Here is a 20,354-nt window from a genome sequence, read left to right as displayed (position 1 = left end):
GGGGCCGAGCGCCTCAGGCTCCCCGGGCGTGCTCGCTCGGCCGGGACCAGGAGCGCACCACGCACCCGGGCACCGCAGCGGGCGGGCGTCGCGGGCGCGCCCGGTGCTCCGTCGGCGGGACGCCGACGACCCGCGCGAAGGTCCGGGAGAAGGAGCCGAGGCTGGTGAACCCGACCGCGAGGCAGACCTCCGTCACCGGCAGGTCAGTCGTGTCGAGCAGCGTCATCGCCCGCTCGACGCGGCGCCGCTGCAGGTAGCGGTAGGGCGTCTCGCCGAAGACCGTCCGGAACGTGCGGATGAGGTGCTCGGGCGTCACGTGCACCAGCGCGGCGAGCGCCGCGAGGTCGAGCGGCTCCGCGTGACGCACGTCGATGGCGTCGCGCACCCGCAGCATCGCGCGGTTCCGCTCGACGCGGGCGTCGGCGAACGGCGTGCGGGTGGCGTCGGCGGTCATGCCAGGAGCAGGACCGCCGCGACCACGGAGGCGGCGGCGATGGTGAGGGCGATGACCGTGAGCACGAGGTGCGCGCGGTAGAAGGCGGTCCGGCGCCCCTGGGCGTCGCGGGCGCGCGCATCGGCGGACACCCGCTGCAGGAAGCGCGGCCAGGCCACGACGTTGAACACGGCCCCGAGGAGCAGGACGACGACGGCGAAGGCGATCACGCGCAGAGCCTAGGCACGCGGCGCCGGGCGGGAGGGGCGGGGCCTCGAGCCGTGCACCGTCGCCGCCTCCCCCCCGCGACGAGATGCCGGTTCCGGTTCCTCCGAGGCCGTGCGGTGCGACGAGAACCGGCATCTCGTCGGGAAGGGGAGGGCAGGCCGAGGAGCGGGGCGGGTCGGGGGCGTCGTCGCGGGCTTCAGGGGACGATCGGACGGGCGGTGCCGCGGACGACGATGCCGCCGGTCGGCGGGATGTCGACCGTGAGGAGACCCGGGCGGCCGACGTGGCGGCCCTGGTGGACGGTCACCCGGGCCGGCGGCTCGACGAGGCCCTCCGCGCGCAGGTACGCGCCGAGCGCGGCGGCGGCCGAGCCCGTCGCCGGGTCCTCGACGATGCGGCCGACGGGGAAGGGGTTGCGCGCCTCGAAGGTCGTCGGGCCCGTCCGATGGACGACCGTCACCGTGCCGCGCCACCCCTGCTCGTCCATGAGCGCGCGCAGCGGGGCGGGGTCGACGACGAACCCGTCGAACACCGCGGCGTCCGCCAGTGCCAGGACCGGGTGCGTGTTGCCCGCGAAGGCCAGGCGCGGCGGGAGGGCCGGGTCGAGGTCCTCGTGGCTCAGGCTCAGGACCTGCAGCACCGCGTCGAGGGCCGCGGCGGGCACCTCGTCGACCCGCGGCTCGACGCTCGTGAAGGACGCGACCACCCCGTCCGGAGAGGCCTCCGTCTCCAGCCGCACGGGTCCCACCGGGGTCTCGAACAGGAGCGGGCCGGTGCCGTCGCGCTCGGCGAGGGCGACGGCGGTCGCCACCGTGGCGTGACCGCAGAACGGCACCTCGGCGACGGGGGAGAAGTAGCGGATCGCCAGCCGACGCTCGCCGTCGACCGTCTGCGGCGGCCGCACGACGAAGGCCGTCTCGGCGTAGTCGACCGCCGTCGCGACCTCCTGCATGCGGGCCTCGCCCCACCCCGTGGCGTCGAGGACGACACCGGCCGGGTTGCCGCCGGCGGGGTCGGTCGTGAAGGCGGCGAGGCGCAGGACCTCGTCGAGGTCGGTCGTCGTGGTCACGGGCGACATCCTCGGGAGCCGGGGCGGTGCGGCGCCAGGGCCACCTGCACCCGGGTGGCCCGGCGCGACCCGGGTCCGGCGCGGACCGTCAGCGGGCCTGCGCCACGGGCTCGGGCAGCGCCTCCACGTCGGCGCGCCGCCGCACCCGGACCAGGGCGATGGCGACGCCGACGGTCGCCAGCGCCGCCAGGCCGCCGGTCACGGCCAGCCCGTGCCGCACCCCGAGGTGCTCGGCCAGCCAGCCCTGCAGCAGGGCGCCGCACGCGTGCCCGCCCATGAGGAGCGGCGAGTACAGCCCGAGCACGCGACCGCGCAGCGACGGCGCCGCCGCGAGCTGGACGAAGGTCGCGGCGCAGGTGAGGAAGAACAGCGTCGCCGCGCCGACCGCCACGAGCGCGACGACGAACGAGGCGTGCGTCGGCATGTACGCGGCGGCGGTCTCCGTCACGGCGAACAGCCCGGACCCCAGCAGGACGACGCGCGGGCCGACGTGCCGCAGCCGCGCGGCGACCAGCGCCCCGCCGAGCGCGCCCACCGCCGACAGCGAGTTGTAGAGCCCGAGTCCCTGGGCGCCGGAGTCCCAGACCCCGTCGGCGAACGCCGCGAACACCACCGGCCCGTTGAGCCCGAGCGCCCCCATGAAGCCCGCGAGGACCATGACGGCGGCCAGCCGCGGGCGGTCGGTGACGAAGCGGACGCCCTCCCGCAGCTGGCCGCGCGCCCGCGGCACCACGGGCGCGCGCTCGAGCTCGGACGGCCGGATCGCGCCGAGGAGCGCGACGACGGACAGGCACACGAGGGCGTTGATGCCGTACGCCAGGCCCTGGTCGACGCCCGAGATGACGATCCCGGCGAGCGCGGGCCCGACGAGCCCGCCGCCCTGGTGCAGCGCGTTGTTCGTGCTGATCGTCGCCTGGAGCGAGCTCTGGCCGGCGACCTCGCTGACGAGGGCCTGCCGCGCCGGCATCTCGACGGCCGTGATGAGCCCCAGCACCAGGGACGCGGCGTAGAGGTGCCACACGACGACGGCGTCGGCGAGGGTCAGCGCTGCGAGCGCGGCCGCGACACCGGCGGAGGCGGCCTGCGTGACGAGGACGAGCCGCCGCTTGTCGTGCCGGTCCGCCACCACCCCGCCGTACGGCCCGATGACGAGCAGGGGCAGGAACTGCAGCGCGACGAGCACGCCCACCGCGGCGGGCGAGCCCGTCAGCTCCAGCACCAGCCAGTCCGTGGCCATCCGGAGCATCCACAGCCCGCTGCTACCGAGCAGCTGCGCCGACAGGTACAGCCGCACCGCACGCCGGCGCAGCAGGGGGACGGGGGCGCCGCTCATGCCGACCCCCGCCGGACGATCGCGGTGGCGAGGACGTCCACGCGCGGGGGTGCGCCGTCCAGCGCCGCGACGGCGAGCTCGGCCAGGCGCGCGCCGATCTCGACGAACGGCACGCGCAGAGTCGTGAGGACGGGGTCCGTGTGCAGGGCGGCGGCGGAGTCGTCGTGCCCCACGACGCGCACGTCCTGCGGCACCCGCAGGCCGTGGCGCCGCAGCGCGCGCAGGGCTCCGGCGGCCATCGTGTCCGACAGCACCGCGAGCCCGTCGACGCGGTCGTCCTCGGCCAGCAGGGCGGCCGTCGCCACCTCCCCGCCGGCGCTCGACCAGTCGCCGTGCACGACGCGGACGGGGACGCCCAGGGGCGCGACGGCGGCGGCGAACGCGGCGACCTGGGTGGCGGTCAGCGAGCTCTCCTCCGGACCGGCGACGAGGGCCGGCCGCCGCGCACCGCCCTCGACGAGCACCGCCACCAGGGCGGCGACCGAGGCCTCGACGTCGACGACGACGCCACGGCCGAGCGCCCGCACCGTGGCGGGGTCGCCGGTCGCCACCACCGGCATCCCCGTCGCCTCCATGCGCCGCGGCAGGTCGTCGAGCAGCTCGGGGGCGACGACCAGCACGGCGTCGACGCTGCGCCCCTTGACGTCGGCGAGGACCTGCTGCCGCTCCCTCTCGGTGCTGGCGAGGAGCGTGACGAGCTGCCGCCCGGTGCCCGCGAGCGTGCGCCCGGCGCCCGAGGTGATCGCGGCGACGTTCGTGTCCCGCAGGAGGTCCCGCTCGGCGACCGGAACCACCAGGGCGACGGCGTCGGTCCGGCGCGTCACGAGGTGCCGGGCGCCCCGGTGCGCGACGAACCCGAGCGCCTCCTGCGCCTCGTGGACCTTCTGCCGCGACCGCTCGCTGACGTACGGAGCGCCGTTGACCGCGCGCGACGCCGTCATGAGGGAGACCCCGGCGAGCCGGGCGACGTCCTCGAGCGTCGGCGGGCGGGTGGTGCCGCGATCCGGCGGGTGCACGGAGGTCCCTCTCGTCGTCGACCGGACGGAGACCCGTCCGGACCGCTTCTGGTAGCGCTACCAGAAGGGTAGGCGACGCGGTCGGGAGGCGCAGCGGCGCGTGCGGCGGCCGTCGCCGGGTCGGCCCCCGGGGGCCGGCACCGGGAGCCCGCCTGACAGGTCGGGCGGCCCGACCCGCCCGGGCTCAGCGCCCCTGGCGCCCGGCGGCGGGACCCGGCTCCTTCAGCAGCGCGAAGCCGGCGCGGTCCACGGACGCGGTCGTGGCGGAGACGACGACGGCGCCCGTGCCGGCGGCCCGGTCGAGCCCCAGCCAGGAGCGGAAGCCGCCGGTGCCGCCGTTGTGGAAGGTGAGGCCACGGCCGCGTCCCGCGAGCGTCATCCAGGCGGCGCCGACGCGCAGCCCGCGGGCGAGCGGCGCGACGGGGTCCAGCGCCGCCACGCCGGGCGCGGTCCCGTCGAGGAGCGCCGCGACGAGGAGCCCGGCGGCCTCGGCCGACGCCCGGATGCCGCCGGCGGGTGCCATGGCCTCTCCCGTCCACGGCGCGCGCTCCCGACCGCGCCGGTCGCGTCCGACGACCGCGCCCGGCCGCAGCCCCGACGGCTCGGACGGCGCGTAGAACGGGTCGAGCCCGAGCGGCCCGGCCACCCGCCTCTGCAGCAGGTCGGCGTAGGACGTCCCGGCCGCGGCGGCGACCGCGTGCCCGAGGAGCTCGAACCCGAGGTTGGAGTAGCGCGGCCGCGGCGGCCCGGGGACCGTGCGCCGCGCCTGCTCGAGCAGCTCGGGCAGCGTCTCGCCGTAGGGGTTGGTGCCGTGGCGCCACAGGTCGAGGGTGGCGCGCAGCACGGGCGTCGACGTCGGCAGGCGGGGCAGACCCGAGCGGTGCGTGGCCAGGTCGGCCAGCCGCACCGCCGCGACCGGCGTCCCGGCGACGTCGAGGAGGTCGCCCAGCGTCGTCGCGGCCGACACCTCCCCGCGCTCGAGGGCGTCGACGTAGAGCAGGCCGGTCACGCCCTTGGAGACCGAGCCGAGCTCCAGGTCGGACCCGGGGTCGGCACCGAGCGTCGCGCTGTCGACCACCCCCGCGCGCACGGTCGCGACGGCGACGACGCGAGGACGGGGCCCGAGGAGCGTACGGACGCGCTCGGTGAGAGGGGTGGCGGCGGACGGGTCGGTGGCGGGCACGGGAGGATCGTGGCGTCCCCGCCGCCGCCGCGGACCCGTCCCGCGGCGGAGATCAGCGCTGCAGGGTCCGCCCTGCGGTGGAGGGCGTGCCGCGCTCGGCGACGAGCGCCGCGTAGATCGGGGTCTGGCTCAGGCGCGGCGGCCGCGGTCGGGTCGCGGTCAGGGTCATCGTCGGCGCTCCTCGCGTGTCGGCATCGTTGCCGGTCCATCGTCGGACGAACGCCTGGGAGACGTCCCCCGTCCGCCTGGGGACTGCCTGGGAGTCGCCCGCTCACGGGGAGCGGGCGGGTGCCGGGACGGCCTTGACGGCGGCCGGCGCGACCTCGACCGTGAGGCGCGTGCCGTACCGGGGCGAGGAGCTCGGCGCCCACCTCAGCCCGCAGCAGGACCCCCAGGCAGCAGCCCCAGCAGCACCCCGGAGAGGCCCGTCATGACCCGAGTCCGCGTCGACCTCAACATCTCCCTCGACGGCCGTGCGACGACGACCGACCAGACGCCGGAGGACCCCTTCGGCCAGGACTGGCAGCGGCTCACGGCCGCCTACGCCGCCACCCGCACGTTCCGCGCCCGCGTCCTGGGCGACACCTCCGGCGCCGGGACGACGGGCGTCGACGACGCGTTCGCCACCCGCTACTTCGAGGGGATCGGCGCCGAGATCATGGGCGCGGGCATGTTCGGCCTGCACGCCCACCCCGACGACCCGGACTGGCGGGGGTGGTGGGGCGAGACCCCGCCGTTCGGCTGCCCGGTGTTCGTGCTGACCTCGTCGCCGCGCCCGACGCTGGAGATGGACGGCGGCACCACGTTCCACTTCCTCAGCGCCTCGCCGCAGGAGGCGCTCGAGCGCGCGACGGCGGCGGCCGGGGGAGCCGACGTCCGCGTCGGCGGCGGCCCGACGACCGTCCGCCCGTTCCTGGCGGCGGGGCTCGTCGACGACGTGCACGTCGCGATCGCGCCGATCGTCCTCGGCAGCGGCACGCCCTTCTGGGAGGGGCTGCGCGGGCTCGAGGACGGGCGCGACGTCGAGTCGGTCGTCGCGGAGAGCGGCACGGTGCACGTCTCCTTCCGCCGCCGCTACGGTGCGCGGTGACGGGCGGCACCGGCCGCCCCCGCGCCCTCGTCCACGCCGGGCGCCCCTTCGTGGCGGGACCCGCCCGACCCGCACGGGGCACGGCGTGCGCCTCGGTGAGCCCGGCGACGCGGAGGGCCGCCGCCGGGGCGCGGCCGGCCTGCTCGACGCGCCGAGGGCGTCGCCGGCGCGCCGACCCGGCCCGGGCTCAGTGCACCCAGGGGGAGTCGACGCCGAACTCGTGCGCGACGGCGCTGATCTCCTGGTCCGTCAGGCCCTCGGCCCGGCCGCCGGCGACGAGGTCCATGTACTCGTACCTCGCCCCCGTCTCGGCGTACTCGATGCGGTCGACCGCCCGCGTCACGGACACGTCGGAGCGCGCCATGACGCCGTGCTTGGACCACAGGACGATCTCGAACTCGCGCAGCCCCTCGACGTTCGCCGACATGAGCTCGGACGACCCGGGGATCATGAAGTCGAGCACCCCGATCCCGGCCGAGAGCGACACGATGGACTCGGGCTCCCACCGCAGGATGCGCGCGTTCATCGCCTTCGTGCCGCGGTAGGCGGGCACGTGCGACAGGTACGTCAGGTGCACGGGCTGGGCGTGGACGACGGCCTGGAACGAGACGCCGCGGCGGGCGACCTGGTCCTGGTGCACCGCCAGGTGGGAGTTGAACTCGCTGGTCAGGCGCTCGAAGAGGCGGCGTGGCGAGGTGAAGAGGGTGCCCGTCACCCCGTCCTCGTGGACGCGGACGGCGCCGACGTTGGCCTCGGGGTCCTCGTGGATCTGACGCAGCCGACGGCCGGAGCCGGTGACGAGCACGGTCCGGCCGGCGAGGGCGGGCGCCGGGACGGGGAGGGCGATCGGCTCCGCGAGGGGGAACCGGCGCCGCACCTCCATCTCCCAGCCGACGAGCACGGAGATGTTGCCCGCGCCGGCCTCGGAGGCGTCGATCTCGCTGATGCGGGCGCCGGCGACCCCCATGGAGCGCAGCAGCTCGTCGAGCTCGGGTCGGGGCGGTGTGGTGCTGGCGTCGGTCATGGCGAGGTCCTCGGGTCGTGGGGAGACGGTCTGAACCGTTTCACCCATCGAACCGCGGGGCGACGAGGGTCGCGCAGGCCCTAGGTCCTGGCCGGAGCGCGCCCCGCCCCTGGCGCGTGCGGCGCCCCTCTGCCCGAAGGGCCGGAGGGCTCACACGGTCGTCGTCAGCACGCCGCCGTCGGCCCGGAGCGCCGTGCCGTTCGTCGCCGACGCGAGCGGGCTCGCCAGGTACACCACCAGGTGCGCGACCTCCGCCGGCTCGAGGAACCGCTCGAGGAGGGTTGTCCGGTTCGCGCCGATGATCGCGGCCTTCAGCGCCTCCTCGGGGACCCCCTGCTGCTCCGCGAGGTGCCGGACCGTGCCCGCCACGCCGTCGGAGTAGGTGGGCCCGCCGAGGACGGTGTTCACGGTGACCCCGGTGCCGCGCGTGAGCTTGGCGAGGCCGTTCGCCAGCGCCAGGGCCGCCGCCTTCGTCGCGCCGTAGTGCAGCATCCCGGCGGGGACGTCCACGGCCGACTCCGTCCCGACGAAGAGGACCCGCCCCCAGCCCGCCGCCAGCATCCGGGGGAGCAGGTGCCGGGAGAGCCGGACCCCGCTCATGAGGTTGAGGTCGACGTGGCGCTGCCAGTCCTCGTCGGTGAGGTCGGCGAGCTCCTTGACCTCGAAGGTGCCGACGTTGTTCACGAGGACGTCGACGTCGCCCAGCCGCTCGAGGAGGCGCTGCGTCTGCCCGGCGTCCGCCAGGTCGGCGGCGAGGCCGGTCACCTCCGCCCCGGGGACGACCGCCCGCAGCCGCTCCGCGGCGGCCGCGACCCGCTCCTCGTCGCGCCCGTTGACGACCACGGCGGCGCCCTCGCGCAGGAGCGCCTCGGCGACGGCGTACCCGATGCCCTGCGTCGAGCCGCTCACGAACGCCCTCTTCCCGGCCAGCCCCAGGTCCATGCCTCTCCTCGTCCTCGTCGGCGCGCACGCCAGATCACTTGCCTGGGCAAGCCAACGTAGGTCGGTATGACTTGTCCAGTCAAGCGAAGCGGGCTCGCGTGACGTCCCGGCGCCTCTACGCTGACGCCATGCCGGACCTCCGCCCCTCCGCACGGCTGGCCGACGAGGACCTCACGACCTGGTCCGCCCTCGCCACCGTCCTCGAGTGGCTGCCCCCGGCGCTCGACGCCCAGCTGCAGCAGGACGCGGGGCTCACGCACTTCGAGTACGGCGTCCTCTACGCGCTCGCGGCGGCGCCCGACCGGACGCTGCGGATGAGCGTCCTGGCCGGCTACGCGAACAGCTCGCTGTCCCGGCTGTCCCGCGCGGCGACGCGGCTGGAGCAGAAGGGGTGGCTGCGGCGCACCCCGGACCCCACGGACGGGCGCTACACCCTCGCCGTCCTCACCGACCTCGGCGTCGGCGCGGTCGACCGGGCCACACCCGGGCACGTCCGCACGGTGCGCCGGCTCGTCCTCGACGCGCTGACCGGGCCGCAGCGGCGGCAGCTGCAGGAGATCAGCCGCCGGATCCTGCGGGCCGTCCGCGACGAGGAGGGGTGGCAGCCGCCCACCGCAGCCGGACCGGGGCCGGCGGCCTGATCAGCCCTCGTCGCGTCGGCGGAACACCGCGGCCGCCAGCGCGACGAGCACGACGAGGCCGACCCCGAGCACCGCCGCGCTGTGGCCGATCTCGATGACGTGCTCGACCCCGTCGCAGACGGTGCCCTGCGGCCCCGGCGAGCAGGTCTGGGTGTAGTAGCTCGTCCCGCCCTCGACCCACCCCAGCGCGTTGACGCGGACCGACACCAGCGACAGCACCGGCACCTGCGTCACGAGGATCGCCTCGACGACGACGAGCCAGCCGAGCACCGCGCCGAGCACCGCCGCGGTGTGCCGCAGGAGGATGCCCAGGGCCGCGCCGGCGGTGGCCGCGGCGACGGTCAGCACCACGACCCGCAGCGCCCGCAGCACCAGGCCGCCCGACCCCGGTCCCGTCAGGGCCGTCGAGGCGCCCTCCACCGCGTACAGCGCCGCGGTCCCGCCGGCCAGCAGCGCGAGGGTGACGACCGCCATCGGCACCACGCCGAGCGCCGCCGCGCCGACCTTGCTGGCGTAGACCCGCAGCCGGCGCGGCTCGAACGTCAGCCACGTGCTCATGGACCGGGTGCTGAGCTCGGCGGCGGTGGAGGTGCCGCCGATGCCGAGGCCGGCGAGGGTGAGCACGAGCGCGGCCGCGCCGAGCAGCTCGGGCAGCAGCTGGCCCAGCGGCGGCACCACCGGGAAGAACCACTCCCGCTGCGGCTCCTGGGCCTCGCAGGCGAAGTCGAGCGTGTCGTCCCCGGTGCGCTCGCGCTCCTCGGCCTCCTGCTCCTCGCACTCGGCGACCTGCTCCGCGCCGTTCTCCTCCCACTCCTGCACCGCCTCGGCGTAGAACCGCTCGGCGTCCGCGCTCTCGGCGGGGGACAGCGGCTGGAGCCCGTCCCAGGCGGCGAACAGGGCGAGCCCGGCGACGACGAGCACCGCCAGGTGGGCGACGAGCACGAGCCGCCGGTGGCGCAGGCGGCGCAGCTCGACCCGCAGGAGCCGGCTCACACGGTCACCCCCGGCGTGCCGGTACCGGTGGTGCCGGTGGCGGTGGCGGTGCCGGTGGCGGCGGACGCGGCCGGAGGACCGCCGCCGTCGGGCGCCGGCGCCTCCCCGGTGAGCTCGAGGAAGGCCGCCTCCAGCCCCGCCCGCAGCGGCACGAGCTCGCGCAGGAAGATCCCGCCCTGCGCCAGCGCCCAGGTGATCCGCCCGGGGTCCGCCTCGCCGAGCACGCGCAGCGCGTCACCGTCGTCCTCCACGGTCATGCCCGCGGCGACGAGCACGGCCCGCGCGGCCGCCGTGTCGGGCACGACGACCCGTGCCGCGGCCGTGCGCTTCCCGACGACGTCCGCGAGCGTCCCCGTGGCCAGCAGGCGGCCGTGGGCGACGATGGAGACCGTGTCGGCGACCTGCTCCACCTCGCCGAGGATGTGGGAGCTCACCAGCACCGTGCGGCCGCCGTCGGCCAGGGCGCGCATGGTGCCGCGGATCTCGTGGATCCCGGCGGGGTCCAGCCCGTTCGTCGGCTCGTCGAAGATGAGCAGGTCGGGCTGCTTGAGCAGCGTGGCCGCGATCGCCAGGCGCTGCTTCATGCCGAGGGAGTAGCCGCTGTAGCGGTCGCCGCCGCGCTCGCGGAGGCCCACCTCCTCCAGCACCTCGTCGACCCGCGTCCGGGGTGCCCCGATCGCGCCCGCGAGGAGCTCGAGGTTGAGGCGGCCGGAGAACGCCGGGAAGAAGGTCGGCGACTCGACGATGGCCCCGACGCGGCCGATGACCTCCGGCAGCGCGTCGGGGACCGTCCGGCCGAAGAGCCGCATGTGCCCGGAGTCGGCGCGCACGAGCCCGAGCAGCATCCGGATCGTCGTCGTCTTGCCCGACCCGTTCGGCCCGAGGAACCCGTGGACGCCGCCGACGGGCACCCGGAGGCTGAGGTCGTCGACGGCCACGTGCCGGCCCCGGCGCGTGCGGTACGTCTTGCGCAGCCCGCGGGTGGTGATCGCGAACTCCTCCGGCGCGGCCATGCGTCCCCCTCAGTCGCGTGGCCACAACCTAGGGCAGCGTGCCGGCGTCAGGCGGCGGGCTCGCGCGGCGGACGTGCGACAGCACCGCCGCGGCCACGTCGAGCGGCCGGTGCTCGGGCAGCCAGTGGTCGGCGTCCAGGTCGAGGTGCCGGACGGGCGCGTCCACGCACGCGGCGGTCGCGTCCACCGACGCCCGCGCGAAGAACGGGTCCTGCCGGGCGCTGAGGTAGGTCGTCGGCACGCGGGTCGGGCCCGTCCGCATCCGCGCCAGCGGCAGCGCGCGGTACCAGCCGAGGGCGGCGGTGAGGGCGCCCGGCTCCTGCATCCGCCGGACGTACGGCTCCGCGAGGTCCGCCTCGAGGCCGGAGCCGACGAGCGCCTCCCGCAGCCGCGCCGCGCCGCCGGCCAGGAGCGCCCGCTCGGGGAGTCCCGGCACCTGGAACGCGGCGACGTACAGGGACCGCCGTGCCTGGTCGCCGTGCCGCAGGCCGAGGCGCAGCGCCGCGGGGTGCGGGGTCGCGAGCGCGGTCAGCGAGGCCGTCCGGCCCGGGTGGCGCCCGGCGAAGGCCCAGGCGACGGAACCGCCCCAGTCGTGCCCGACGACGTGCGCCGCGCCGACGCCGGCCGCGTCGAGCAGCGCGCGCACGTCCTCGACGAGCCGGGGCAGCGCGTACGCGGCGCGCCCGGGCGGGCGGGCGCCGGGCGAGTACCCGCGCTGGTCCGGCACGAGCACGCGCACGCCCGCCGCGACGAGGGGCGGCACCACGGCGTCGTACGCCGACCCGTCCTGCGGGAAGCCGTGCAGGAGGACGGCGACGGGCGCGGTGCCGGGCGCGGTGCCGGGCGTGCTGCCGGGCGTGCTGCCGGGCGTGCTGCCGGGCGTGCTGTCGGGCGCGCTGCCCGCCGGGGCGTGGTCGCGGACGTCGAACCGCAGGCCGTCGTGCTCGAGGGCGTCCATGCCGCCGGTGTCAGCCCACCGCGCGCCGGACGAGCGCGGCGACCCGCTCCTCGTCGGCGTCCGTGAGGCCGGTGAGGGCGAAGGACGTCGGCCAGAGCGTCCCCTCGTCGAGCCGGGCCACGTCCTGGAACCCGAGCGTGGCGTAGCGCGCCTTGAACTTCGCGGCCGCCTGGAAGAAGCACAGCACCGTGCCGTCGAGGGCGTAGGCGGGCATCCCGTACCAGGTCTTCGGCGCCAGCTGCGGCGCCGTCGTGGTGACGATCGCGTGGACGCGCTCGGCCAGGACGCGGTCCTCCTCCGGCATCGCGGCGATCGCGGCGAGCACCGCCGCGGCGTCCTCCGCGGCCTTCGCGGCCTTCGAGCCGCCGCGCCGGGCCGCCTTGGCCTCCTGGGCACGCTCCTTCATCGCGGCGCGCTCCTCGGCGGTGAAGCCCGCCCCCTCCGTGCCGCGCTCGTCCTGCGTGGTGGTCATCGCCGTCCTCCTGCTGGTGGGTGTGCCGCCCGTGGTCCGCCGCCAGCCTAGGGACGGCCTCGCCGCCGGGGCTTCTCCGTTCCTGACCGGTCCGCACCCGGCTCGACGAGCTCCGCCAGCCGCGCCGCCGCCGCCCGCCAGAGGCCGGACGCCGGGTCGACGACCGCGAAGTGGTCCCCGGGCCCCTCGACGAGCGCGGGACGGCCGAGGTCCTCCCGGGCCGCGAGGCGGCGGTTCATCTCGACGAGGTCCGGGTCGTCGTCCGTGCCCTGCACCAGCAGCCACGGCACGCCGCGCCGGGGGAAGCGCGCGGGGGAGGCGGCGTCGTAGCGGGCCAGGTGCTCGGCGGGGTCGCCCAGCGCCGCGCGGGCCGCCCCCTCGCTGAGGCGGCGGTGCGCCGCGGCGTCGAGGTCGACGACCCCCGCCAGCGACACGGCCAGCGCCACGCCGGGGACGGACTCGGCGGCCTGCAGCGCGAGCTGCCCGCCGGCGGAGTGGCCGACGAGCACGAGCGGCCGGCCCGGCGCCAGCGCGGCGGCCGCGACGACCCCCGCGCGCACGTCGTCGACCGTCGCGTCCCACCCGTGCCGGTCGGGCCGCCGGTAGCCCAGGACCGCCGCGCACCACCCGCGGCCGGCGAGGTCCGCGGCCAGGCGCGTCATGAGGGCGGGCGTCCAGCGGCTGCGCCAGTAGCCGCCGTGGACGAGCAGGGCGACGCCGGCCGGGGGCCCCGCCGGCGCGTGCACGGCGAGGCGGCGCTCCTCGTCGGGCGCGGCGGGGCGCGCGGGGTCGTCGAGCGCGACCGTGCGGTCCGGCGGCGTCTCGACGCCGGCGAGCAGCCCGTCGAGCACGAGGGGGAGCGCGGCCAGCCCGTGCGCGTCGGGCCCCGTCATCGGCACGACGAGGGCCGGGGCGCCCGGCCCCCAGGGCGGCACCGGGTCGCCGGGGCCGACGAGGTGGAGGACCGCGTCGGCGGGAGCGGCCGGGTCCGGGGGCGCTGCGCCGTCGACGGCCCAGCCGCGCCGGTCGCCGAGCCGCCGCAGGGTCGCCGCGAGGGTCATGCGGTCGACGTCGACCCCCGCGCCGACGACCACCGCGAGCCGGCGCGCGCCCGTGCCGCCTCGGCCGCGCCCGTCCGTGCCGTCGGGGTGCACCGGTGCCCCCGGCCCGTCGTCCACGGGCCGAGCATGCCAGCGCGCCGGTCGGCCCGCGGCCCGGCCCGGGGGTGCCCGGCGACGCGGGCGTGCCTACTGTCGCCGCATGCAGCCCGACGCCCCGGCCGACGCCCGGGTGGCGCACGACCTGCTGCTGGCGGCCGTCGAGGGCCGACCCGTGACGCCGCCGCCCCTCGACGACGCCGCGGCCCTGGCCGTGGGCCTGCGGCTGCGCGACGAGGCGGCGACCATCCTGCGCGCCGCGGACCGGCCGGACGAGCTGCTCGACGCGGTGCGCGCGCTCCTCGTCGCCGGGGCCCCGCGCGAGCCCGAGGCGCGGGAGGACGGCGGGCTGACCTGGGCCCAGGGGCTGGCGTACGGCGTGCTGGCCGCCGAGGTGCGGGGCGCGCGGGCGGACGCGGCCGACCGGCTGCGGCTCGTGCTGGTGGTCGACCCGTCCACGGTGCTCGGCGCGCTCGCGCGGGCCGTGGCGCACGTGGTGCGGGTGCACGAGTCGCCCGGCGGGGCGGCCGCCTACGTGCGCGCCCGCGCGCCGCGCGCCGGCGGACGCTAGCCGCCGGGGTCGCCCCCACCCCCCGACGAGGTGCCGGTCCCGGCCGTCCGCCGGCACGTCGTCGCGACCGGGAACGGCTTCTCGTCGTGACGACCGGAGGTCGGTGCTCCGGGGGGCGTCGGCTCAGCGGCCGCGCAGCGCCGTGACGACCTGGACGAGCGCCGCCTCGGCCGCCTCGTGCGCGACCTGGCACGTGCCGGCCGCCGCGTGGCCGCCGCCGCCGTGGGCGAGGCAGACGGCCCCGATGTCGGCGGTCGAGGTGCGGTCGAGGATGGACCGGCCGCACGCGAGCACCGTGTTCTGCCGGTCGCGGCCCCACATCACGTGCACGGAGACCCGCGCCTGCGGGAAGAGGGCGTAGACGAGGAACCGGTTGCCGGCGTGGATGACGTCCTCGTCGCGCAGGTCGACGACCGCGACGTCGCCGTGCAGCGTCGTGACGCGCTCGAGCTGGGCGCGGAAGAGGTCGGCCTGCGCGCGGTAGAGGTCCACCCGCTCCGCCACGTCCGGCAGCGCGAGGATCTCGGTGACGTCCTGGTACCGGATGCAGTGCTCGATGAGCTGCATCATCAGCGCGTAGTTCGAGATGCGGAACTCCCGGAACCGGCCCAGGCCCGTCCGGCTGTCCATGAGGAAGTTCAGCAGCGTCCAGCCCGACGGCTCGAGCACGTCCTCGAGCGAGTACTGCGCCGAGTCGGCCTGGTCGACCGCGCGCATGAGGTCGTCGGACACGTCCGGGAAGCGCGCGGCGCCCCCGAGGAGCGTGTGCACCACGCGGGCCGCCGAGGGGGCGTCGGGGTCGATGACGTGGCGGGGGTCCGCGCCGTTGCGCACCGTCTCGGAGCGGTGGTGGTCCACGACGAGGTGCGCGCGCGGGTCGAACGGCAGGTTCGTCAGCACGTCGCGGCCCGTGACCGCCACCGTGCCGTCCTGCACGTCCTTGGGGTGGACGAAGAGGATGTCGTCGATGAGACCGGCCTGGCGCAGCAGCACCGCGCACACCAGCCCGTCGAAGTCGCTGCGCGTCACGAGGCGGAACGGTCCGCCGGCGAGCTGCGGGGGGTCCTGCACGAGGGTCTCGGTCACGCCCCACGTCATCGGCAGCGGGGGCACGGTCGTGAGGGACCGGGACCGGGACCGGGACCGGGACCGGGATCGGGACCGGGTCCGGTGCCGGGTCCGGTCCCGGGTCGCGCGGGGAGCCCGACGACGACCGTGCCGGGCTCACCCGTTCCGCTCCACCAGGGCGGCGCCGATCGCCGCGAGCGCCGCCCGGACCTCCGGCGGGCCGACGACCTCGACGACGTCCCACCAGCCGGCGAGCTGGCGCGCCAGCATCGGGACGGTGTCGGCGGAGACGGCTGCGGCACGCCGTCCGTCGGGCAGCGCCTCCCCGGGCACGACGTGCTGGCGCCCCAGGACGTCGCCGAGCGGGCCGAGCGCGGCCGGGTCGACCCGCACCTGCGCCACCACCCGCGACCGCAGCGCCTCGACCTCGGCGGCGGCCTCCGCCCACGCCGCCCGGACCTCGGCGTCGGGCGGGCGCCGGGACGGGGCGTCCGTCACGACGACGTCCCGCACCCGGTCGACGCGGAGCAGCCGCCGCCCGCGCGTGGTCCCCGCGAGCAGGTAGGGGGTGCCCGCCTTGTCCACCAGCGCCCAGGGGTCGGCCGACCGGCGTCCGGTGCGGCCGCGGGCGTCCGTGTAGCCGAACGTCACCGCGCGCTCGCGGGCGAGCGCCTCCTGCAGGGCGGCGACCACCCCGGTGCCGCCGCCGGGCGCCGGGCCGGCCGCGGCCCCGGCCTCCGCCCGCTCCTCCGCCGGCTCCTCCGCCCGCGGCTCCGACGGCCCCCCGGGCCGGGCCGGTCCGGCGCCCCACCGGGCCGCGTCGACGACGAGCGCCCGCCCCGCCGCCTCCGCCTCCGCGCGGAACGCCTCGGGCAGCGCCCGCACGAGCTTGCGCAGGGCCGACCGCACCCCGGGGTCCGCCCGGGCCGCCGGGCCGAGCAGCAGGAACAGCGCCCGCACCTCGGGGGCCGACAGCCCCGACAGGTCCGTGCGCCCGCCGCCGAGCAGCGCCCAGCCGCCCCCGCGTCCCTGGACGGCGTAGACGGGCAGGCCGGCCGTGGACAGCGCCTCCAGGTCCCGGCGGGCGGTCGCGACGGACACCTCGAGCTCCGCGGCGAGCTCCCCGGCCGTGACGCGGCCGCGGCGCTGCAGCACCAGGAGGGTGGCCACGAGGCGGTCGGCGCGCACGGTCTCATCCTGCCGCCGGAAGTGCGCAGAGGGTGAGCACTTCTGCGACGCACGCTGGTCCCGACCGACCGCACCACCCGGCACCGCACCCGTACCCGCAACCGCACCCGACCCCGGAGGACCCGAGATGAGCACCCCCCTGCGCGGCATGGCGACCCTCAACCTCTACGCCCACGACCTCGAGGCGGCCGACGCCTGGTACACGGACCTGCTCGGGCTCCCGCCGTACTTCCGCGTGCCCGGCGGGTACCTGGAGTGGCGGGTCGGCGACGACGAGGACGAGCTCGGCATCATCGACGCCCGCTACCGCGCCCCCGACGACGCGACGGCACCGGGCGGTGCCGTCGTCCACTGGCACGTCGACGACGTGGCGGCGGCCCTCGCCGACCTCCTCGCCCGCGGCGCCACGCCGCACGAGCCCGTGCGCGAGCGGGGTCACGGCTTCCGGACCGCCTCCGTCGTCGACCCCTTCGGCAACCTCCTCGGCGTCATGGAGAACCCGCACTGGAAGAGGCGCCACGACGGCGCGCCCGTGCCGCCCGTGACCACGGCGTCCTGACGCGCAATCCGTCGCCCCGGCCGGCGGCCCTCGACGGGCGGCCCACGGGGCGGCCGGGCGCGGTCGATACGATCGCCGCATGCCTGCCGCCGCGGTCCCGACCCCGCGCCGCCGCTCCGTCTACGAGGCGATCCGCGGCCGGATCCTGCGCCTGGAGCTGGCGCCGGGGGCGCTGCTGTCGGAGAACGAGCTCGCGGCGGAGCTGGGCGTCTCGCGCACCCCGGTGCGCGAGAGCCTCATCCTCCTCGTGCAGGAGGGGCTCGTGCAGGTCTTCCCGAAGATCGGCACCGTCGTGGCACGCGTCGACCCGCGTCGCGTCGCGGACGCGCAGTTCCTGCGGGAGGCGGTGGAGCTCGCCGCGCTCGCGGACGTCCCCGCGGACCCCGACCCGGCGGCCGTGGCCGCGCTGCGGGAGAACCTCGTCCGGCAGCGGGAGGCCGAGGGCGACCTCGAGGGGTTCTTCCGGCTCGACGAGGAGTTCCACCAGGGCCTGCTGCACCTGTCGGGGCACGGCGGCACGTGGGCGCCCGTCGCCGCGGCGAAGGGCCACCTGGACCGGGCCCGCCGCCTCGGGCTGCACGAGGTCTCGCCCCCCGGCGTCTTCATCGGCCAGCACGAGGCGGTGCTCGACGCGGTCCTGGCGCCCGGCGCGCACGACGAGGCCTGCCGGCTCCTGCGGAGCCACCTGCGCGCGGTCATCGACGACATCGAGCGCGTCCGCCGCCAGCGGCCGGACCTGTTCGCTGCCGAGGAGCCCGGGGCGCCGGTGCGCCGCGCCGTGGCCGTGTGGCGGTGACGCCGACGGTGCGGGCGCGCCCGTGAGCACGCCGGAGCGGGTCGACGTCGTCGTCGTCGGGGGCGGGGCCATGGGCCTGGCCGCCGCGTGGCGGATCGCCGCCCGCGGGCGGGACGTCCACCTGCTCGAGCGGTACGCCCCCGGGCACGCGCACGGCGCCTCGCACGGCGCCACCCGCAACTTCAACGAGGCCTACGACGAGGACGACTACCTCGCCCTGGTCCGCACGGCCCGCACGCTGTGGGACCGGCTCGCCGACGAGACCGGCACCGTGCTGCTCGACCCGGTCGGCCTCGTCAACGCCGGTCCGCGCGACCGGCTCGAGGCGATCCGCGCCGCGGGGCAGCGGTACGGGGTCGCGAGCGCATGGGTGGCGCCCGAGGCGGCGGCCGAGCGCTGGCCGGGGCTGCGCCTGCCCGGGACGCTGCTGCACGTGCCCGGCAGCGGGCGGGTCCGCGCCGCCGACGCGCTCGCGGCGCTCGCCACGGCCGTGCAGGCCCACGGCGCGCACCTGTCGTGGGGGACCTCGGTCCGCCAGCTGCGGGTCCTGGCCGACGACGAGGTGCTCGTCGTGACGGACACGGGAACCCTGCGGGCCCGGACGGCCGTCGTCGCCGCGGGTGCCTGGACGGCGGACCTGCTCGGCGGCCTCGTGACCCTGCCGCGGCTCGTCGTCACCCAGGAGCAGCCCGCCCACTTCCCCCTGCGCGACCCCTCCGCCGACCCGGTGGCCGAGCGTGCCGCGTGGCCGAGCCTCAACCACTGGCCGGACCCGGCGGCCGGCACCGACCTGCCCGCCCCCGTCTACGGGATGCTCACGCCGGGCGAGGGCCTCAAGGTCGGCCTGCACGGCACGGGCCCGGTCGTCGACCCCGACCGCCGCCCGCCGGTGGACCCGGGCCGGCTCGCGGCGCTCCAGGAGCACGTGCGCCGGTGGTTCCCCGGCCTCGACGCCGACCGCCCGGCGCCGATCAGCTGCACGTACACGAGCACCCCGACGGAGGACTTCGTCCTCGAGCGCGTCGGCCCGCTCGTCGTGGCGGCCGGCTTCTCCGGGCACGGCTTCAAGTTCGTGCCGGCCGTCGGGGAGACGCTGGCGTCCCTCGTCGACGGCGTCCCCGCCCCGCGCCGCTTCTCGCCCGGGCTCGCCCGCCGCCCGCGCGGCTGAGGCCTCTGCGGGCCCGACGCCCGGCGTGCAGGACGCCCTTCGGGGCGGCCCCTCCGGCGACTCCCTCGGCGCGGGGCTACGGTCCGCAGGTGCGGCCCTTCCTGCTCCTCGCCACGCGCGCCGACGACGCGGTGGCCGACGCCGAGCACGCCGCGATCCTGCGCTACGGAGGGCTGCGACCGGACGAGCTGCTGCGCGTCCGCCTCGAGCGGGCACCGCTGCCCGACCTGGACCTCGCGGGACTGTCGGGGGTGGTGGTGGGCGGCAGCCCGTTCTGCACCAGCGACCCGGAGGAGGACAAGCCGGCGGTGCAGCGCCGCGTGGAGCGCGAGCTCGCGGGGCTGCTCGACCGGGTGCTCGCCGAGGACGTGCCGTTCCTGGGCGCCTGCTACGGCGTCGGCACCCTCGGGGTGCACCAGGGCGGGGTGGTGGACCGCACCTACGGCGAGCCGATCGGCACGGTGCCCGTGACGCTCACCGACGCGGGCCGCGCCGACCCGCTCTTCGCCGGCCTGCCGCCCGTGTTCGACGCCTTCGTCGGGCACAAGGAGGCCCTGCGCACCCCGCCGCCGGCCGCCACGGTGCTCGCGACCTCGCCCGACTGCCCCGTGCAGGCCTTCCGCGTGGGCGAGCACCAGTACGCCACCCAGTTCCACCCCGAGCTCGACGTCGACGGGATCGTGGAGCGGGTGACGGTGTACCGGCGGTCGGGGTACTTCCCGCCCGAGGAGTACGAGGACCTGGTCGCGCGGCTCCGTCTCGCACGGGCGGAGGTGCCACCGCGCCTGCTGGCGGCCTTCGTGCAGCGGTACCGGCGCTGAGGACCGCCCCCTCGCCGTCCCCGGGTCCCTGCCGCGCAGCTGCCCGAGCGCCGCACGGCCGACGAGGACCGGGAACACCTCGGGGAGCACTCGCCGTTGCAGACATCGGCAGCACGGAGGGCGCGACCGACGAGGTCGTGCGGCGCCTGCTGCAGGTCCGACGACCGGGGCACCTCACGGGGCGCCGGTGGTGGCCGATAGGGCCTGAGCAGCGGAGTTGCGTCGGGGCGGTCGACCGCGTAACTTCATACAGCCGCCTCGCGAGGAGGAACGGACACCGCAGGGCCCACGGCCCCGGTGGCTGGTCCCGCAGGCGGCAGACCCCCAGCAGAGCGCAGGGCGCCTCGTGCGCCCTCGAAATGGTGGGAAGAATGTGCGGGACGGCAGTGTTCGGAGCATCGCTCGGAATGTGCCAGACTGCTCAGGTCGAGCCGGACCGGCAGCGGGAAATCTTCCGCAGAGGGTGCGGTACGGTAGGACCAGGGAAATGCGGAGCGGCGAAAAAGCCGCCCTGGATGACCTAGACTGGAAAGCGAGCCCCAAGAGCTCGACCCGCAGGGGTCGGGGGTGGGTGCGTCTGCTCCTTGAGAACTCAACAGTGTGTCAAAGTAGTCGATGCCAAGATGGTCTG

The 20,354-nt window shown here is 77.2% G+C and carries 22 protein-coding genes; 7 read left to right on the top strand and 15 right to left on the bottom strand.

Going from position 1 to position 20,354, the window contains the following annotated elements; genetic code table 11:
* Window positions 1–13: 13 nt before the first annotated feature.
* The 6 genes from EJA20_RS00830 to EJA20_RS00805 all read right to left on the bottom strand — a co-directional run bounded on the left by EJA20_RS00830 (window position 14) and on the right by EJA20_RS00805 (window position 5,262).
* Window positions 14–454 (bottom strand): helix-turn-helix transcriptional regulator, encoded by a 441-nt coding sequence (locus EJA20_RS00830; protein ID WP_129336286.1) that lies wholly within the window; start codon window positions 452–454, stop codon window positions 14–16.
* Window positions 451–663: an SCO4848 family membrane protein gene (locus tag EJA20_RS00825; RefSeq protein WP_129336285.1), complete on the bottom strand. Its 213-nt coding sequence runs from the start codon at window positions 661–663 to the stop codon at window positions 451–453. The genes EJA20_RS00830 and EJA20_RS00825 overlap by 4 nt, the downstream gene beginning before the upstream one ends.
* Window positions 664–857: 194 nt before the next feature.
* Window positions 858–1,730, bottom strand: coding sequence for a PhzF family phenazine biosynthesis protein (locus EJA20_RS00820; RefSeq protein ID WP_240674852.1), 873 nt, complete (start codon window positions 1,728–1,730; stop codon window positions 858–860).
* Between the two features lie 88 nt (window positions 1,731–1,818).
* On the bottom strand, window positions 1,819–3,063 hold the full coding sequence (locus tag EJA20_RS00815; protein WP_129336283.1) for an MFS transporter: 1,245 nt from the start codon (window positions 3,061–3,063) through the stop codon (window positions 1,819–1,821).
* Window positions 3,060–4,079 carry a LacI family DNA-binding transcriptional regulator gene (locus EJA20_RS00810; RefSeq protein ID WP_129336282.1) on the bottom strand — a complete coding sequence of 340 codons (1,020 nt, stop codon included), beginning with the start codon at window positions 4,077–4,079 and terminating at the stop codon, window positions 3,060–3,062. Before EJA20_RS00810 ends, EJA20_RS00815 begins: the two co-directional genes overlap by 4 nt.
* Window positions 4,080–4,263: 184 nt before the next feature.
* On the bottom strand, window positions 4,264–5,262 hold the full coding sequence (locus EJA20_RS00805; RefSeq protein WP_129336281.1) for a serine hydrolase domain-containing protein: 999 nt from the start codon (window positions 5,260–5,262) through the stop codon (window positions 4,264–4,266).
* 430 nt (window positions 5,263–5,692) lie between these two features.
* On the opposite strand from EJA20_RS00805, the gene EJA20_RS00800 reads away from it, so the two are divergent.
* Window positions 5,693–6,352 carry a dihydrofolate reductase family protein gene (locus EJA20_RS00800; RefSeq protein WP_129336280.1) on the top strand — a complete coding sequence of 220 codons (660 nt, stop codon included), beginning with the start codon at window positions 5,693–5,695 and terminating at the stop codon, window positions 6,350–6,352.
* 187 nt (window positions 6,353–6,539) lie between these two features.
* Here EJA20_RS00800 and EJA20_RS00795 read toward each other — a convergent pair whose 3' ends face one another.
* Both EJA20_RS00795 and EJA20_RS00790 read right to left on the bottom strand, forming a co-directional pair.
* The gene (locus EJA20_RS00795) at window positions 6,540–7,376 is read right to left on the bottom strand and encodes a class II aldolase/adducin family protein (protein ID WP_129336279.1); all 837 of its coding nucleotides are present in this window, start codon (window positions 7,374–7,376) and stop codon (window positions 6,540–6,542) included.
* A 150-nt stretch (window positions 7,377–7,526) separates the two neighbouring features.
* On the bottom strand, window positions 7,527–8,318 hold the full coding sequence (locus tag EJA20_RS00790) for an SDR family NAD(P)-dependent oxidoreductase (protein WP_129336278.1): 792 nt from the start codon (window positions 8,316–8,318) through the stop codon (window positions 7,527–7,529).
* Window positions 8,319–8,446: 128 nt separating this feature from the next.
* Between EJA20_RS00790 and EJA20_RS00785 the strand changes: the two genes are divergently transcribed.
* Window positions 8,447–8,959 (top strand): MarR family winged helix-turn-helix transcriptional regulator, encoded by a 513-nt coding sequence (locus EJA20_RS00785; protein WP_129336277.1) that lies wholly within the window; start codon window positions 8,447–8,449, stop codon window positions 8,957–8,959.
* On the opposite strand, the gene EJA20_RS00780 is transcribed toward EJA20_RS00785, so the two are convergent.
* The 5 genes from EJA20_RS00780 to EJA20_RS00760 are packed head-to-tail and all read right to left on the bottom strand — an operon-like array spanning window position 8,960 to window position 13,573.
* Window positions 8,960–9,952, bottom strand: a complete 993-nt coding sequence (locus EJA20_RS00780) for an ABC transporter permease subunit (RefSeq protein WP_129336276.1) — start codon at window positions 9,950–9,952, stop codon at window positions 8,960–8,962. It lies immediately after the preceding gene.
* Window positions 9,949–10,965, bottom strand: coding sequence for an ABC transporter ATP-binding protein (locus tag EJA20_RS00775; RefSeq protein WP_129336275.1), 1,017 nt, complete (start codon window positions 10,963–10,965; stop codon window positions 9,949–9,951). The genes EJA20_RS00780 and EJA20_RS00775 overlap by 4 nt, the downstream gene beginning before the upstream one ends.
* A gap of 28 nt (window positions 10,966–10,993) precedes the next feature.
* Complete coding sequence (locus EJA20_RS00770; protein WP_129336274.1) at window positions 10,994–11,923, bottom strand: alpha/beta fold hydrolase; 930 nt, start codon at window positions 11,921–11,923, stop codon at window positions 10,994–10,996.
* Between the two features lie 10 nt (window positions 11,924–11,933).
* On the bottom strand, window positions 11,934–12,395 hold the full coding sequence (locus tag EJA20_RS00765; RefSeq protein WP_129336273.1) for an iron chaperone: 462 nt from the start codon (window positions 12,393–12,395) through the stop codon (window positions 11,934–11,936).
* Window positions 12,396–12,442: 47 nt separating this feature from the next.
* Window positions 12,443–13,573 (bottom strand): alpha/beta hydrolase family protein, encoded by a 1,131-nt coding sequence (locus EJA20_RS00760; protein WP_129336272.1) that lies wholly within the window; start codon window positions 13,571–13,573, stop codon window positions 12,443–12,445.
* An 82-nt stretch (window positions 13,574–13,655) separates the two neighbouring features.
* Between EJA20_RS00760 and EJA20_RS00755 the strand changes: the two genes are divergently transcribed.
* Complete coding sequence (locus EJA20_RS00755; protein ID WP_129336271.1) at window positions 13,656–14,123, top strand: hypothetical protein; 468 nt, start codon at window positions 13,656–13,658, stop codon at window positions 14,121–14,123.
* A gap of 123 nt (window positions 14,124–14,246) precedes the next feature.
* Here the strand turns inward: EJA20_RS00755 and EJA20_RS00750 are convergent, their stop codons facing one another.
* Together EJA20_RS00750 and EJA20_RS00740 are read right to left on the bottom strand one after the other, a co-directional pair.
* Window positions 14,247–15,209: an exopolyphosphatase gene (locus EJA20_RS00750; protein WP_205687291.1), complete on the bottom strand. Its 963-nt coding sequence runs from the start codon at window positions 15,207–15,209 to the stop codon at window positions 14,247–14,249.
* Window positions 15,210–15,347: 138 nt separating this feature from the next.
* The gene (locus EJA20_RS00740; RefSeq protein ID WP_129336270.1) at window positions 15,348–16,379 is read right to left on the bottom strand and encodes a helix-turn-helix transcriptional regulator; all 1,032 of its coding nucleotides are present in this window, start codon (window positions 16,377–16,379) and stop codon (window positions 15,348–15,350) included.
* 127 nt (window positions 16,380–16,506) lie between these two features.
* Between EJA20_RS00740 and EJA20_RS00735 the strand changes: the two genes are divergently transcribed.
* From EJA20_RS00735 to EJA20_RS00720, 4 genes are all read left to right on the top strand, one after another.
* The gene (locus EJA20_RS00735; RefSeq protein WP_129336269.1) at window positions 16,507–16,938 is read left to right on the top strand and encodes a VOC family protein; all 432 of its coding nucleotides are present in this window, start codon (window positions 16,507–16,509) and stop codon (window positions 16,936–16,938) included.
* 79 nt (window positions 16,939–17,017) lie between these two features.
* Window positions 17,018–17,734, top strand: a complete 717-nt coding sequence (locus EJA20_RS00730; protein WP_129336268.1) for a GntR family transcriptional regulator — start codon at window positions 17,018–17,020, stop codon at window positions 17,732–17,734.
* Between the two features lie 22 nt (window positions 17,735–17,756).
* On the top strand, window positions 17,757–18,902 hold the full coding sequence (locus EJA20_RS00725; RefSeq protein WP_240674850.1) for an FAD-dependent oxidoreductase: 1,146 nt from the start codon (window positions 17,757–17,759) through the stop codon (window positions 18,900–18,902).
* Window positions 18,903–18,991: 89 nt separating this feature from the next.
* Window positions 18,992–19,723 carry a glutamine amidotransferase gene (locus tag EJA20_RS00720; protein WP_129336267.1) on the top strand — a complete coding sequence of 244 codons (732 nt, stop codon included), beginning with the start codon at window positions 18,992–18,994 and terminating at the stop codon, window positions 19,721–19,723.
* The last annotated feature ends 631 nt before the right edge of the window (window positions 19,724–20,354 follow it).

Origin of the sequence: Cellulomonas endophytica, assembly GCF_004123805.1 — a bacterium.
GTDB classification, from domain to species: Bacteria; Actinomycetota; Actinomycetes; order Actinomycetales; family Cellulomonadaceae; genus Cellulomonas; species Cellulomonas endophytica.
This window is presented reverse-complemented; position numbering and strand designations above follow the sequence as displayed.

Coding starts and splice junctions, on each gene's coding strand:
- EJA20_RS00730 (WP_129336268.1), top strand. CDS start 17,018: ATGCCTGCCGCCGCGGTCCCGACCCCGCGCCGCCGCTCCGTCTACGAG.
- EJA20_RS00790 (WP_129336278.1), bottom strand. CDS start 8,318: ATGGACCTGGGGCTGGCCGGGAAGAGGGCGTTCGTGAGCGGCTCGACG.
- EJA20_RS00765 (WP_129336273.1), bottom strand. CDS start 12,395: ATGACCACCACGCAGGACGAGCGCGGCACGGAGGGGGCGGGCTTCACC.
- EJA20_RS00735 (WP_129336269.1), top strand. CDS start 16,507: ATGAGCACCCCCCTGCGCGGCATGGCGACCCTCAACCTCTACGCCCAC.
- EJA20_RS00815 (WP_129336283.1), bottom strand. CDS start 3,063: ATGAGCGGCGCCCCCGTCCCCCTGCTGCGCCGGCGTGCGGTGCGGCTG.
- EJA20_RS00795 (WP_129336279.1), bottom strand. CDS start 7,376: ATGACCGACGCCAGCACCACACCGCCCCGACCCGAGCTCGACGAGCTG.
- EJA20_RS00755 (WP_129336271.1), top strand. CDS start 13,656: ATGCAGCCCGACGCCCCGGCCGACGCCCGGGTGGCGCACGACCTGCTG.
- EJA20_RS00785 (WP_129336277.1), top strand. CDS start 8,447: ATGCCGGACCTCCGCCCCTCCGCACGGCTGGCCGACGAGGACCTCACG.
- EJA20_RS00830 (WP_129336286.1), bottom strand. CDS start 454: ATGACCGCCGACGCCACCCGCACGCCGTTCGCCGACGCCCGCGTCGAG.
- EJA20_RS00770 (WP_129336274.1), bottom strand. CDS start 11,923: ATGGACGCCCTCGAGCACGACGGCCTGCGGTTCGACGTCCGCGACCAC.
- EJA20_RS00775 (WP_129336275.1), bottom strand. CDS start 10,965: ATGGCCGCGCCGGAGGAGTTCGCGATCACCACCCGCGGGCTGCGCAAG.
- EJA20_RS00800 (WP_129336280.1), top strand. CDS start 5,693: ATGACCCGAGTCCGCGTCGACCTCAACATCTCCCTCGACGGCCGTGCG.